General features: G+C 61.7%; 10 protein-coding genes and 3 pseudogenes. 9 read left to right on the top strand and 4 right to left on the bottom strand.

Annotated features, from left to right (window positions below):
• Positions 1–347: 347 nt before the first annotated feature.
• Positions 348–1332, bottom strand: a pseudogene (locus QZ571_RS17330) (IS481 family transposase).
• Positions 1333–1585: 253 nt separating this feature from the next.
• Between QZ571_RS17330 and QZ571_RS17325 the strand changes: the two are divergent.
• The 9 genes and pseudogenes from QZ571_RS17325 to QZ571_RS17285 all read left to right on the top strand — a co-directional run bounded on the left by QZ571_RS17325 (position 1586) and on the right by QZ571_RS17285 (position 10996).
• Positions 1586–2152 carry an IS5 family transposase gene (locus QZ571_RS17325; protein ID WP_295537298.1) on the top strand — a complete coding sequence of 189 codons (567 nt, stop codon included), beginning with the start codon at positions 1586–1588 and terminating at the stop codon, positions 2150–2152.
• A gap of 561 nt (positions 2153–2713) precedes the next feature.
• Positions 2714–2845 (top strand): annotated as a pseudogene (locus tag QZ571_RS17320) (IS3 family transposase); the annotation flags it as partial.
• A 316-nt stretch (positions 2846–3161) separates the two neighbouring features.
• Entirely contained in the window at positions 3162–4730 is a 1569-nt protein-coding gene (locus tag QZ571_RS17315) for an ABC transporter substrate-binding protein (RefSeq protein ID WP_295537296.1), read from the top strand.
• A gap of 52 nt (positions 4731–4782) precedes the next feature.
• Positions 4783–5736, top strand: a complete 954-nt coding sequence (locus QZ571_RS17310) for an ABC transporter ATP-binding protein (RefSeq protein ID WP_295537294.1) — start codon at positions 4783–4785, stop codon at positions 5734–5736.
• Position 5737: 1 nt separating this feature from the next.
• Entirely contained in the window at positions 5738–6757 is a 1020-nt protein-coding gene (locus QZ571_RS17305) for an oligopeptide/dipeptide ABC transporter ATP-binding protein (protein WP_295537292.1), read from the top strand.
• Positions 6754–7686: an ABC transporter permease gene (locus tag QZ571_RS17300; protein ID WP_295537290.1), complete on the top strand. Its 933-nt coding sequence runs from the start codon at positions 6754–6756 to the stop codon at positions 7684–7686. The genes QZ571_RS17305 and QZ571_RS17300 overlap by 4 nt, the downstream gene beginning before the upstream one ends.
• Entirely contained in the window at positions 7683–8585 is a 903-nt protein-coding gene (locus QZ571_RS17295; protein WP_295537288.1) for an ABC transporter permease, read from the top strand. Before QZ571_RS17300 ends, QZ571_RS17295 begins: the two co-directional genes overlap by 4 nt.
• A 24-nt stretch (positions 8586–8609) precedes the next feature.
• Entirely contained in the window at positions 8610–9551 is a 942-nt protein-coding gene (locus tag QZ571_RS17290; RefSeq protein WP_295537287.1) for a sugar phosphate isomerase/epimerase, read from the top strand.
• Positions 9548–10996 (top strand): alkaline phosphatase family protein, encoded by a 1449-nt coding sequence (locus QZ571_RS17285; RefSeq protein ID WP_295537286.1) that lies wholly within the window; start codon positions 9548–9550, stop codon positions 10994–10996. Before QZ571_RS17290 ends, QZ571_RS17285 begins: the two co-directional genes overlap by 4 nt.
• A 516-nt stretch (positions 10997–11512) precedes the next feature.
• On the opposite strand, the gene QZ571_RS17280 is transcribed toward QZ571_RS17285, so the two are convergent.
• The 3 genes and pseudogenes from QZ571_RS17280 to QZ571_RS17270 all read right to left on the bottom strand — a co-directional run.
• Positions 11513–12199: a transposase gene (locus tag QZ571_RS17280; RefSeq protein WP_295537285.1), complete on the bottom strand. Its 687-nt coding sequence runs from the start codon at positions 12197–12199 to the stop codon at positions 11513–11515.
• Positions 12200–12209: 10 nt separating this feature from the next.
• Positions 12210–12428: a hypothetical protein gene (locus QZ571_RS17275; RefSeq protein WP_295537284.1), complete on the bottom strand. Its 219-nt coding sequence runs from the start codon at positions 12426–12428 to the stop codon at positions 12210–12212.
• Positions 12429–13133: 705 nt separating this feature from the next.
• Positions 13134–13463, bottom strand: a pseudogene (locus QZ571_RS17270) (IS481 family transposase); the annotation flags it as partial.
• Positions 13464–13825: the final 362 nt, after the last annotated feature.

Genomic DNA, 13825 nt, shown 5'->3' with positions numbered 1-13825 from the left:
TGTGGGCCATGAGGGGGAGTGATGTACAAGAGGAACGTACGCGGTGAAGGCGGGGCTGGTGGTGTGAGGGGGGATGAGCGGTTATAAGGGGATTAAATGAGGTTTTTTTTGGCTGTAATCCCGTGAGGCCCAGAGGGACAAAAAGTCCAGCCTGCGGCCCCGACCCCCTTTCCCCCCCCCCCCCCCAGCCGAAGGGGCCCTGCCCCTTTCGAAACCCCATCTAAATTGAGAAATCAAGCTCGCGATCGCGGGCGGAACAAATCTAGGAACACGCCTACGCAAAGTCGCGGCGACAATCCTTAGCGATTTGTATTTCGGATACCGACAGAGTTAAGAGACCTAATCGGCTAGTTGTTCGGTCCCGGCATTTGGTGGATCGGATTTAAGATGGATCGATCCGGCTCTAAAGTCCGGATCTTGCAGATGTATTCGTAAGGCGTGAGACCGCTGAGGGTCTTGAGCCTACGGGCGAAGTTGTAGGCAGCCTTGAAATCGGCGAGGTGGGCGCGCAATTGGTCGTGGTTTTCGTAATGGAAGCGTTTGACGGTCGCCTCCTTGATCGTCCGGTTCATTCTCTCGACCTGGCCATCGGTCCACGGATGGTTTGGCTTGGTCAGGCGGCGCTCGATCCCATTTGCCTCGCAGATCATGTCGAAGCGCATCTGGCGCGAATATGCCGTGTTCCTGTTCCGGGGCTGCTTGGCGAACTGAATTCCGTTTTCCGTTGCCCGGCAGTGGTTTGCTTGCAAACCATGAAAGGGGGGCAGGATCGTACAGATGCGATAGGGGACAGCCTTGAGCAGATGTTCGAGGACCTCCCTGGCGGTCTTGCGATCCGCCTTTTCCACGAGTTGGGTGATCGCAAATTTGCTGGTCCGGTCAATGCCAACAAAGCGATAGAGCTTGCCCTCCACCGTCTGAACTTCGGCGATATCGATGCGAAAGAAACCCCCTCTCGTGCATGTAAACATGCACTGCCGGGCAGTGGATGGGATAGCGCTTAAACTGCTGCCGCTTTGACTTGTCACCCTCGACATCCGGCAAGCGAGAGATGCCATGTCGCTGAAGGCAACGATGGAGCGCCGACTGTGTCGGATGCGGAAGCGACGGCTGGGGAGCATAGAGGCAATCATCCAGCGGCAGTCGCGTGTGCCGCCGGAATGCGACGATCATCGCCTCCTCAGATTCGGTGAGAACCGTCGAACGTGGCTCCTTCGGCCCGGTCTTCAGGTCCTCGACCGGCGTGCGCTTGGGCCATTTTGCGACGGATTTTGGGTTGATGCCTAGCTTCTTGCTCAGCTGCGCGAGCGAAGCTTGCGCTTCTCGGGACATTGCGTCGCAAATACCCTGCCAGCCAAAGGATCGCCGTATTTCTGCTCTGACGGCATGCGCCCGTCTCGGCGATGCAAGCATCACCTGCTGGTCAACGGGAGCGTGGCGCTCCCGTGTCGAACTTGACCCACAAGGCTTCCGTTCATTCCTGAGAAAGGATCGCACCATCAAACCGTGGGATCAAACAGGCATTGTTGCAGAATTCTGGCGGGCAAGGATTCACAACGTGAATCCATGTGGTTAGACGGGATGAATGAGCAAGCCCACACCCGCCCGCTCCCGCACGACGAACTGGTCCAGCTACAACGCCGCGCTCAGGAAGCGAGGGTCGTTGCTGATCTGGCTGGACAAGGAGAGGGCTTGGTTCGCGCCGCATGAGAGACGACCACCGGTCTTCTCGGACGCGGCGATCCAGTTCTGCCTGTCGCTCAAGGTGTTGTTCAAGCTAAAACTGAGACAGACCGGCGGGATGGTGGCAAATCTCTTGCGCCTTGCGGGACTGGATTGGCCTGTTCCAGACGGCTCCACACTGTGCCGCATGCAGAAGACCCTGACCGTCCAGATCCCGTATCGCCGCGCAGATCGGGCGCTGAACCTGCTGGTGGACAGCACCGGGATCAAGTTCCTTGGCGGCGGCGAATGGCAGGCAGGAAAGCACGGCGTTCAGGGGCGGCGCCAATGGCGCAAGGTGTATCTGGCAATGGACACCGCCACGTCCGACATCCGCGTCGTCGAATTCCCCCCAGCCGCGACGGCGACAGCCCGGTCTTGCCAGAGTTGCTGGACCAAATCCCCGAGGGCGAAGAGATCCGCACCGTGACTGCAGACGGCACCTACGACCCGGGGCTCCGCCCGTTCAGGGCTGAAACGATTCACTGGATCGTTTCCAAGACGCCCTTCACCCCGCCGCCGCCACACCTCCATCATCGAACGCGAGGCGACCGCGATCATACCGATCCGCAAGAACGGGCGCTTGTGGAAAGAGGACTGCCCAGCCGCCCGGGCTCGAAACGAAACCCTGCCCGCCACCCGGCACTATGGCCGGGCCCTTTGGAAACGGTGGACGGGATACCATGCCCGCAGCCGGATCGAGGCGAACCCTCACATGGTTTGCAGGCAAACAATTGCCGGGCAGCAGATGCGGTGCGTCAAGGCCTTCGGTGAGCGCATCATGGAACGAGACCCCGACCGCCAAACCGCCGAAATCCATATCCGCGTCGCCCTCATGAACCGCTTCAACGCTCTCGGCACCGCCGAGATCGTCCGCATCGCCTGACATCAATCGGGAAAGGGGCAGTCATGCCTCAAGCCTCCTTTCTGCAACAACGCCGACCCTCTATCACAGCGAAACGAGTGGCCAAGTATTGCTCCGCCGATTCCACTGGTCTGGCGACGGTCATGGGACACACGGCGACAGGCTGAGGTCGCCATCTTTGAATACATCGATGCGTTCCACAATCCGCGCCGTCGCCACTTAGCATTGGGCTGGAAAAGCCCAGTCGCCTTCGAATGAAAGGTGACTAAAACGCGCACTTGGGGCTGCACGAAAGCGTGACAGGTCCAGTTGCTGGTTGGAGAGTAGCCCAGCCCCTCGGGAAACCCTGCCCATGGGCGGTCAAAGACTGGGGAACAGATCAAGTCGAGCCAGCCCCCAACAGCATGCCCCGCCCACGCAGCTTCGCGCAGAAGTAGTCAAAACTGATAAAAAACTTTCACAAATCCGTGTCCGAACCGTCGCTTTGAACGGGTCTTAGAGACGGGCGCGGCCTTCCGGTTACGAAATCGTGAGGGTCATTCAATCCTGACTGCAGCAAAAAGGCACTCATCTGATGCTTCGCAAGATTCTTCTGGGCATAGCGATGGGGGTGGCGACCTTCGCCTCCCTCACGCCCGCCCTCGCCCAGACTGACCCCCGCCCGGACCTCAAGATCGCGGTCAACAGCCTTCCCGGCAGCCTCGAGCCGCTCGACGAGCTCGGCAATATCGGGGTCCGTATCACCTATTCGATGTTCGACAGCCTGATCCGGCGCGATTTCCTTGCCGACGGTTCCGGCACGGCCTCGAAACTCGTCCCCGGCCTCGCTGAAAGCTGGACCCGTATCGATGACCGCACACTGGAACTGAAGCTGCGCAAGGGCGTGAAGTTCCACAACGGCGACGAGATGACCTCGGACGACGTCGTGTTCTCGCTCAACCCGCCGCGCGGCTATGGCAACCAGCCGCTGATCGGTGGCGCCCGCCGCTTCATGATGACCGTCAGCCATATCGAGCCGGTCGACCGCTACACCGTGCGTGTGGTCTCGAAACAGCCCGACCTTCTGCTCGAGCAACGGCTTGCGGGCTATGCTTTCTGGGTCGTGAATGCCAAGGCCTACCTGTCGGAAGGCAAAGAGAAATTCATGCGCAACCCGGTCGGCACCGGTCCCTACAAGATCGCCGAATGGGTCGATGGCGAATACATCAAGCTCGCCGCCCATGACGACTATTTTGGCGGCAAACCGACCGCCAAGACCGTGACCTTCATCGAAGTGCCGGAAGTGTCGGCGCGGATCGCCGGTCTGGTCTCGGGCGAATACGACATTTCCGTCAACATCCCGCCCGATCAGGTGCCGGTGATCGAGGATTATTCGGATCTCAAAGTCGCGCAGATCGTGCTCGACAACACCCATATGCTGGTCTTCAACAGCGACGGTGTGCTGAAGGACAAGCGCCTGCGTGAAGCGCTCGCAATGAGCATCGACCGCGGCCTGCTGCGCGAGGCACTGTGGGGCAACAAGAACTACACCCCGAACGGCCACCAGCTTCCGGCCTACACGATGTATATGAAGGATTATCCGGAGTTCGCCTACGACCCGGACAAGGCGCGCGCGCTGATCAAGGAAGCCGGGTATAACGGCGAAGAGATCGTCTACCGCCTGCCGATGAACTACTACCTGCTGTCGATGGAAGCCGCCCAGGCGATGCAGCAAATGTGGCAGGCCGTCGGTCTCAACGTCAAGCTCGAGCCGGTCGAGAACTGGAGCCAGATCAAGGATCCGAAGGCTCAGGTCGACATCCAGCCCTGGTCGAACACCCACCGCATCCCTGACCCGATTGGTTCCTTCGTTCCGCAATGGGGCAAGGACAGCGGCATCCAGAAGAACCCCAGCAAGGCCGAGCGCAGCTGGAAGGCTCCGGCCGAGTTCAACCGACTGCAGGACCTGATCGTGTCCTCGCCCAACTGGGATGAGCGCAAGGACGCCTATCGCAAGGCTCTCGACATCTGGGTCGACGAGGCACCGGGCACGATGCTCTACAACCCGCTCGAGACTTACGCCATGCGCAAGAACGTGAACTGGAAGCCCTACGGCCTCTACTACATGGACCTGCGTCCCTACAACCTGACCTTCGGCAACTGAGCCGCAAGGGTAACAAAGGGCGGGCGGCCGTTGGTGTCGCCCGCGTCTCATCATGGTTCTGAACGTCGAAAATCTCGAAATTACCATCGACCGGCCCGGGCGCACGCCCGTGCGGCCGGTTCGCGATGTCTCTCTCTCCGTCGCCCCAGGCGAGACCCTGGCTCTGGTCGGCGAATCCGGCTGCGGCAAGTCGATGACCTGCCTTGCGCTGGCCGGGCTGCTGCCCCGACGCGGCCGGGTCAGCGCCGGGACCATCACCCTTGAGGGTGCCGATCTCGGCCGCCTGTCACCGCGTCAGGCGCGGCGGTTGCGGTGCAAATCCGTCGCCAGCGTTTTTCAGGACGCAACCGGAAGCCTGAACCCGGTGCGCAGCGTCGGCTGGCAAATCGCCGAGACGCTGCGTCTGCGCAAGGGCCTGACCCGGTCCGAAGCAGGAGCCGAAGCGATCAAGCTGATGGGCATGGTCGGCCTGCCGGATCCGGAACGCAGGGCTCGCGAGTTCCCGCACCAATTCTCGGGCGGCATGAACCAGCGCGCTATGATCGCGCTGGCAGTCGCCGGAAATCCACGCCTGTTGATCGCTGACGAGGCGACGACGGCGCTCGATGTCACTCTGCAAGCCCAGATCCTCGACCTGATCGGCGACCTGCGCGACCGGCTCGGGATGGCGGTGCTGCTCGTCACCCACGACCTTGGCGTCGTAGCGCAGGCAGCCGACAACGCTGCAGTGATGTATGCCGGCAGAGTGGTCGAGGCGAACACGGTGAAAGCGCTCTTCGCCGCGCCGCGCCATCCCTACACCCGCGGGCTGATGTCGGCCCTCCCTCGGCCCGATGCCGACCGAGAGCGGCTGACCACAATTTCCGGCCAGGTCCCGCCGATCGACAGGATGCCCGCTGGTTGCGCCTTTGCGCCGCGCTGCTCCGACGCAAGCGCGATCTGCACTAGGGCCGTCCCCGCGCTCTCCGGCAGCGCGGCCTGCCATAATCTTTCCTTCGGAGTCTGAGATGAGTGTTCTTCTGAAAGCCGACAACCTTACCCGCAGCTTCGTGATCGGCCGCAAGAGTCTGTTTCGTCCAGCCCGCAGCTTTAACGCCGTCGACGGTGTCTCGCTTAGCGTGAACCGGGGCGAGACCCTCAGCATCGTCGGCGAATCCGGCTGCGGCAAGTCAACCCTGTCGCGGTTGCTGCTCGGCCTCCTGCCTCCCGATCAAGGCTCAGTCACCCTGGACGGCACCCAGACAACCGGAGTGCCGCCCGAGGAATGGCGCCGTTTACGCCAGCGCATGCAGTTGGTCTATCAGGACGCGGCCGGTTCGCTCGACCAGCGCTTGACAATCCGCACCCAAGTCGAGGAACCGCTGCGCATCCATGGCCTGCCCCTTCACATGGCCGATAAGGCACTGGACGCCGTCGGCCTCGGCGGCGCGATGAGCGCGCGCTACCCGCACGAGATGTCCGGCGGCCAGCTCCAGCGTGTCATCATCGCGAGGGCGTTGGTAATGGAGCCTGAGTTCCTCGTCCTCGACGAGCCGGTCTCGGCGCTCGACGTCTCGATCCAGGCGCAGATCGTCAACCTCTTGCGCGACCTGCAGCGCGAACTCGGCCTGACCTATGTCTTCGTCAGCCACGATCTCGGCATCGTGCGTCATGTCTCGGACCGGGTCGCGGTGATGTATCTCGGGCGCATTGTCGAGACCGCACCCAAGTCCGAGTTCTACGACCGACCACTGCACCCTTACTCGCAGCTTTTGCTGAACTCGGTGCCGGTGCCTGATCCGACTCGGCGCAAACGCGCCCGCATCATTCCAAGCGATCCGCCGGACCCCGCCGATCCACCATCGGGCTGCCGCTTTCACCCGCGCTGTCCGCAGGCCACCGCAATCTGCCGCGAGCAGGCACCGGCGCTACGGAACTTCGGCAACCGGCAAGCGGCCTGCCACATGATCGAGACCGCGCGCGTCCCCCCGCTCCGCGCCGTGGTTCCCGAGCCCGAGGCCCGCCACGACGCGGAGGAGTTCGCATGACCTGGCTTCCCGTCCGACTGGCGCGCGCCGCGCTGACTATGTGGTTGGTTGTCACCTTCGTCTTCATCGTGTTGCGTTTGACCGGCGACCCCGCGGCCATCCTACTGCCCGATGACATCGATGCGGCAACACTTGCTTTTTACCGGGAGAAATGGGGCCTCGCCGATCCCCTCTGGCAGCAGTACCTGAAATATTGGGCCGGTTTGTTCCACGGCGATTTCGGAATTTCGTTTCGCAACGACATGGACGCCTTCGGTCTGGTTTGGGAGAGAGTCCCGAAGACAGCCCTTTTGGGCGGCACCGCGCTGGGAATCGCGCTGTTCATCGGCATCCCCGCCGGTATCCTCGCCGCAGTCTGGAAGGACAGCTGGATTGATCGCACGATCATGACCAGCGCGGTCTTCGGGTTCTCGATGCCGAACTTTTTCCTTGGCATCCTGCTGATCCTTGCCTTTTCGCTGCGGCTGCGCTGGCTGCCGTCGTCGGGATCGGGCACTTGGGCGCATCTGGTGCTGCCAGCGATCACGCTCGGCACCGGTTTTGCAGCCCAGATTGCGCGCTACAGCCGGTCGTCGATGATCGAGGTGCTCTCGCGCGCCTATATGCGCACCGCCAGTTCCAAGGGCGCAGGCCCGGCTCGGCGCGTCGCGCTGCATGCCATCCCCAACGCGGCCGTGCCCTTGGTGACCGTCCTCGGCATTCAGGTTGGCCAACTTCTGGGCTGGGCCGTCGTGACCGAAACGGTCTTCGCCTGGCCCGGCATCGGTCGACTGCTGACGCATTCCGTCGCCCTGCGTGACCTCGCCGTGGTGCAATGCATCATGATCCTCCTCGCCCTAACCATGGTGACCTCAAACATGATCGTCGATATCCTCTATGGCTGGCTCGACCCGCGCGTGCGCGTCGGCGCCGGGACGGCCCAGAAATGACCGCCGAGGCCAACACCCCCACCCGCCCCCGTAACGGCTTCCGCCTGCTGACAGGGCCGCTTTCACGACTGCGGCGCGTGCCGCTCTTGGTAACGCTGTCGATCGCCTTCCTGACGCTGATGCTTGGCATCACCCTGTTTGGCCGTTTCCTGCAGCCCTATGCCTTCGAACAGATCGACCTGCTCGCGCGGATGAAACCCCCAGCCCCACTGGAGGGGTTCACTTGGGCCCATCCGCTTGGCACCGACAAGCTCGGCCGGGATCTCATGTCCCGGCTGATCGTCGGCGCCCAGACCTCGATGGCACTCACCCTTCTCGGCACCGTGGTCGGCGCGATCATCGGCATCACGCTGGGTTTCGTCGCCGCTCACAAGGGGCGGTGGTGGGACGAGGTGATCATGGCGGCTGTCGACTTCCAAGCCGCGATGCCGTGGTTCATCGTCGCGCTCGCCGTGCTTGCCTTCATGGGGAACTCGATGATCGTCTTCCTCATGTTGATGGGTCTTTACGGATGGGAAGGCTATGCCCGCATCACCCGCGGCTTGGTGCTGAGTGCGCGGGAACAAGGCTATGCGTTGGCCGTGCATGGACTCGGCGCCACACCGCGCTGGATCTACCTGCGACATGTGCTGCCAAACATTGCGGGTCCGCTGCTGGTGCAGCTGACGATCAACTTCCCCAATACCATCCTGTTCGAGACCTCCCTCTCATTCCTCGGCCTCGGCATCCGTCCACCGATGACGTCGCTTGGTCAAATGCTGGGCGAAGGCCGCGACTACCTGATCTCGGCGTGGTGGCTGGCAGTGGTGCCGGGCACGGTGATCTTTCTCACCACCCTGTCGATGTCGATCCTCGGCGACTGGCTACGCATCCGGCTCGATCCGAGCCTCGAGAACTGAACCTATCCTTCGGAGAACAAGACTATGACTGACCGTATCATCGCCGTCGGCTTCAACACCGCCCCGGCTGAGGGCAATCTACCCCGCCTCGACGCTCGTCTCGCCGAGATGGTTGAGATGGGCTGCACAGGGGCCGAGGTTACCATGGTTGGCCTCGACGCAGTCACCGCCTGCCAGCTTGTGCCCGAGCGCGTGGCCGAACTGCGTGCAGTGATGTCACGCCACGACCTTGCCTATTCCATGCACGCCCCGATCGCGATCAATCTAATGGACGAGGCCCATGCCGACCTGATGCGCCGCGCGGCGATGGTGTCGATGGAACTGGCCGCTGAGACCGGTGCCCGCGTTGTCGTGCTTCACCCTGGCCGGGTCGCGCCGAAGGACTGGATCGATAACCGCCATGCGCTGCTTCAGTTCGAACTCGATCAGCTTGGCCCCATTGCCGACCGCGCTGCCGAACTCGGGGTGAAGATCGCCTACGAGAACATCTCGCCCAATGCGCGTATCATCGCCGGGTTGGAAACCTCTTATTCACTGGATCCGCGCCTGTTGGCCGAGCAGTTGCAGCGGCTTTCGCATGACGCCGTCGTCGCCTGCCTCGATATCAGCCACGCCCAGCAGGGCGCGGTGCTCTGGGGGTTCGACATGATCGACGCTTGCGAGGCGCTGGCGCCATGGATCGGCCATATCCATTTCTCGGATTCCACCGGCCAGCCGCTCGACTTCCCGACGACCCATCCGGGCGAGAAGCATTTCTTCGGCGCTGGCGACATGCATGCCCCTCCCGGCTATGGCGTCGTCGATTTCGAGGCGCTGGCGCGGCGGCTGCCGCTGCGTCCCGACACGCGCGTCGTCATCGAAATCAAACGCAACTTCCATGTCCATTCCGACGCTGCGACGCTCACAGCGGCGAAGGATTTCGCCCAGATTGTCAATGCCGAGACGATCCAAGGAGCCGCCGCATGACCACCCTAGCCTCCCCTGCTGTCGACAAGGTCGTCATCGTCGTCTTCGACGGCCTACGACCGGACATGATCGTCGGTCGAATGCCATTCCTCGAAAGCTTCGCCAAGCGAGCGACCTGGTTTCGCGAGGCGCGCTCGGTGTTCCCCTCGGTTACGCGGGTCGCCACCACCAGCTTCGCCACAGGCTCGTGGCCCGGCGCCCACGGCATTCTCAACAATGCTTTTCATCAGTCGCAGGTACGGACCGACCGGGCAATCGACACCGGCAACCCAGATGATTTGCGACTGGCCGAAGAGCGGTTGGGCGGCCTGGTAACGGCGACCAGCTTGGGCCAGACCCTCGCGTCGGCTGGGCGCAGAATGGGCGCGGTGCATTGCGGCACCGGCGGCGCAGCCTGGTTGGTCAATCACTGCGTGGCAGCCAACGGACACTGGACTTTCTCGGTGCATGGCGAGGAAGCGACCCAGACGCCGAAGGCGGTCCGACAAGCCACCGATCTGCTTGGACCGCTACCGGGCAAGGAGATCCCGAAATTCGAGGTATTGCGCTATGCCCAGCGGGTAATGGAGCAGATCGCGCTAGGTCCCGATCAGCCCGACGTCTCGCTGGTCTGGCTGCCCGAGCCCGACACCTCGTTCCATTATCGTGAAATCGGCTCGGACCCGACGCGCGAAGTGATGGCTGCGGCAGATGCCGTCTTTGCCGGGATCGTTGCCGAAGTCGAGCGCGGGCCCCATGCCGAACGCACCGCGATCATCGCGATGTCGGATCATGGCCAGATCACCATCACAGGCGCTGTGGACCTTCCAGCGCTGCTGAGCGATGCGGGGCTGAGAGCAGCCTCCGCCCCCGCTCCTGGGGTCGATCTGCTCTATACTGGCGGTAATTCAGGCGAACTACGGCTGATCGATCCCGATCCGAGACTTGCCGCCCGTGCCGCCGGCGCCTTGATGGAACGCGACGAGATCGGCATGGTCTTCGTCCGCGACGATCTCGTCAGCGGTATACCCGGTGCCCTCCCCCTCAGCCTCGTCCATCATACCCACGCCCGGTCTCCCGAGCTGTTCTACGTCATGCGGTCGGACGAACGGCCCGACCATCGCGGCATTCCGGGCCGCACCGTATGCAGTGGTGGCCCCCCGGTCGGCGGCGGAATGCATGGAGGCCTCAATCGCTATGAAATGAACACCGTATTGATGATTTCTGCGCCCGGCATGGAGAGGGGCTTGGTGACCTCCTCGCCTTGTGGACTTATCGACATTGCACCGACAGTGCTCGATCTTCTCGGAGAAGAGCAGAGCACGATGCAGGGGCGGTCGCTGCGGTGTGATCTTGCGCCGGGCACGACTGAAGAACACAGCGCCGCGCATGGGGGGTTCGCTCAGGTCCTGGAGCGACGTTCAATCGCCGGACGCAGCTATCTACAACAAGGCGGCCGCGCGTGACGAAACTCTGCCCGTCGGTCTTTGGCTGCCTGCAGAGATGACGGGGCGGGTCTTGAGGAATAAGCCGTGGCGACTCAAGACCGCCCCCACCCCTTCTGCGGACTTCCAGAGACCGAATGCTGCGCGATGCGCCAGCGTCCGCTTCTCTAATTGGGCGTTTGGGTCAAGCTCGTTTTCCCTCTTTCTCGTGGATCATTGTCACTCATCCGGGTCACGCTTCTCTTCGCAGTTTGGTTGATGCCATCGGGCATCGCTGCACGCATGTATCGGATCGGCAGTGGAGAGCCTTGCTTTGGGACGCGCTTCTCGTTGCGCAGCAGCCATTTACGGTTTCTCCCACAGACCTCGTCCGGTGAGGGACGCCCCCGTTCGACTTTAGGTGTGGCGGATCAGGTCATGCTGTGCCCTCCACCTCTGCCGGACGGAACTCGGTGCCATCTGCCCACAACCGATGCAGCAGGACGGCGAGCTTTCTGGCCACCGCAACAACGGCGCGGCGGCGCCCTTTGGTGCGCATCAAGCGCATACCCCATGATTTTTAATCTGTGATCCGGCCATCGTTCGCATGAGCAAAGCATTGGCGGCAGCATAGAGTGTCGCCCTGACGTCCCGATCCCCGGCTTTGGAGATGCGGTCCGGGGTATCATGTTCACCGGATTGGAACCTTCGTGGCGTCGGCCCAAAGTGGGCGGCCACGGTGCGAGACTTCTTGAAGCACGCAGGGTCATCGACAGCCGCCTTGAAGGTCAGCGCTGCAATCGGCCCGACGCCAGGAACGGTCATCATGCGGAGGCAAACCTCATCCCAGGCGGCGGCGCGTTTCACCCGACGGTCCAGTTCCAGAAAGTGCTGATACAGAACCAGACGCGCATCGAGCAGCGGGATAATCGCATGCGCCAGGATCTTATCCATTTCAATCATCGGACGGACGAGGCCGTCGAAGCCGCCATGCTGCACTGACTTGGGCAGACGAAGGCCGAAGATCTTCAACAGCCCGCGCACCTCATTGGCAAGATCGATTGTCTTGTTGAGCAACGCTTTGCGGGTGCTGAGCAAGGCTCGCACACCATGCGCTTCTCTGCTCTTCATGTGGACCGGGCTGAACCAGCCGGTGCGCAAAACATGCGCGATCCCACGCGCGTCGTTTTTGTCGGTCTTGTTACGCATCGCTGAAAGGGCTGCGTTCACTTGGCGGGCTTCCATGCAAACGACATCAAAGCCTTCGCTGCTCAGACCATAAATAGAGATGCTGGCTCAGTGTGCCAGCCTCGAATCCGACGCGCTCGATCGGATAACCGAAGCTGTTCAGGCAATCGGCAATAGTGCCGACCTCACAGGGGAGTTCCCTCTCCAGCATCACCTTGCCTTTGGCATCGACGATACACACAGCGCAAGAGCGCAGTGACACATCCAAACCGGCGAAATATTCCATTATTCACGTCCCTTATTCACAATCTGGCTGTGATTTTAACGGGAGCTCGACCTCTGAATAGGGGCAGACCAATTACGCATGCTTTGGGGAGCAGCGCACCATGGTGCTTCTAGCGGCAGAACGTTCGCCATGGGCCAAGAGCGGCCCAAATTGCGCCCTCGCTGCATAGGCTCCACCCTTCGGTAACGGGTCCGTTCCAGTCAAGGTATTTCACGTAAAAAGACTGATCCTGCCGAAGCGGGGGAGTGGCTTTTCGGTTTCGGTGCCTGATCTTCACGCCGCCCTGGAATGAGGTCCTTTGGGCACATGCTTTGGTCCGGGGTCAGCGCCTGGCTGCCAAACTGATGCTGGTTCGATGCAATTGCGATGTGCCCCTCTCATAAGCGTGCTTGACGGCTGTGAGCGACGGTCCGGAGCATGAAATCATCGCAACCACGTCCCTGCGCGACCTCGAGGGCCTGTGATCAAGCAGGCAACGGGTTGTGGATCAGGTCGTCGGCGCAGCCTCCAGTCGGAATGTCGTGCCATCGACCCACTGCGATGCAGGATAACCGAGATCCGGCGGTCCAAGCTTGGGAAGCTGAGCACTTGGGGAGCGGAGCACAAACCCGCAGACTCTCGTTATGAACGGGGGACCGCCGGGGGCAGGTCACCATATGAAAGAAGCCCCCTCTCGTGCATGTAAACATGCACTGCCGGGCAGTGGATGGGATAGCGCTTAAACTGCTGCCGCTTTGACTTGTCACCCTCGACATCCGGCAAGCGAGAGATGCCATGTCGCTGAAGGCAACGATGGAGCGCCGACTGTGTCGGATGCGGAAGCGACGGCTGGGGAGCATAGAGGCAATCATCCAGCGGCAGTCGCGTGTGCCGCCGGAATGCGACGATCATCGCCTCCTCAGATTCGGTGAGAACCGTCGAACGTGGCTCCTTCGGCCCGGTCTTCAGGTCCTCGACCGGCGTGCGCTTGGGCCATTTTGCGACGGATTTTGGGTTGATGCCTAGCTTCTTGCTCAGCTGCGCGAGCGAAGCTTGCGCTTCTCGGGACATTGCGTCGCAAATACCCTGCCAGCCAAAGGATCGCCGTATTTCTGCTCTGACGGCATGCGCCCGTCTCGGCGATGCAAGCATCACCTGCTGGTCAACGGGAGCGTGGCGCTCCCGTGTCGAACTTGACCCACAAGGCTTCCGTTCATTCCTGAGAAAGGAACGCTCCATCAAACCGTGGGATCAAACACCTAAATCAATCCATCGATGAATTCAGCGTGCAGCTACAAAGCCGCTACGCATAGAAAAAGGGCTGCAAAACATGCAGCCCTTTAAAATCGTTGAGAAATATACTCGCTCGCAGTTAGCGCTTGGAGAACTGGAAGCTCCGGCGGGCTTTGCGCTTGCCG

It is taken from the genome of uncultured Thioclava sp. (assembly GCF_913064665.1).
Taxonomy (GTDB): Bacteria; Pseudomonadota; Alphaproteobacteria; order Rhodobacterales; family Rhodobacteraceae; genus Thioclava; species Thioclava arctica.
The sequence above is the reverse complement of the archived record's forward strand: the minus strand, read 5'-3'. Positions and strand labels throughout refer to the sequence as shown.

Coding starts and splice junctions, on each gene's coding strand:
- QZ571_RS17325 (WP_295537298.1), top strand. CDS start 1,586: ATGAGCAAGCCCACACCCGCCCGCTCCCGCACGACGAACTGGTCCAGC.
- QZ571_RS17315 (WP_295537296.1), top strand. CDS start 3,162: ATGCTTCGCAAGATTCTTCTGGGCATAGCGATGGGGGTGGCGACCTTC.
- QZ571_RS17310 (WP_295537294.1), top strand. CDS start 4,783: ATGGTTCTGAACGTCGAAAATCTCGAAATTACCATCGACCGGCCCGGG.
- QZ571_RS17305 (WP_295537292.1), top strand. CDS start 5,738: ATGAGTGTTCTTCTGAAAGCCGACAACCTTACCCGCAGCTTCGTGATC.
- QZ571_RS17300 (WP_295537290.1), top strand. CDS start 6,754: ATGACCTGGCTTCCCGTCCGACTGGCGCGCGCCGCGCTGACTATGTGG.
- QZ571_RS17295 (WP_295537288.1), top strand. CDS start 7,683: ATGACCGCCGAGGCCAACACCCCCACCCGCCCCCGTAACGGCTTCCGC.
- QZ571_RS17290 (WP_295537287.1), top strand. CDS start 8,610: ATGACTGACCGTATCATCGCCGTCGGCTTCAACACCGCCCCGGCTGAG.
- QZ571_RS17285 (WP_295537286.1), top strand. CDS start 9,548: ATGACCACCCTAGCCTCCCCTGCTGTCGACAAGGTCGTCATCGTCGTC.
- QZ571_RS17280 (WP_295537285.1), bottom strand. CDS start 12,199: ATGGAAGCCCGCCAAGTGAACGCAGCCCTTTCAGCGATGCGTAACAAG.
- QZ571_RS17275 (WP_295537284.1), bottom strand. CDS start 12,428: ATGGAATATTTCGCCGGTTTGGATGTGTCACTGCGCTCTTGCGCTGTG.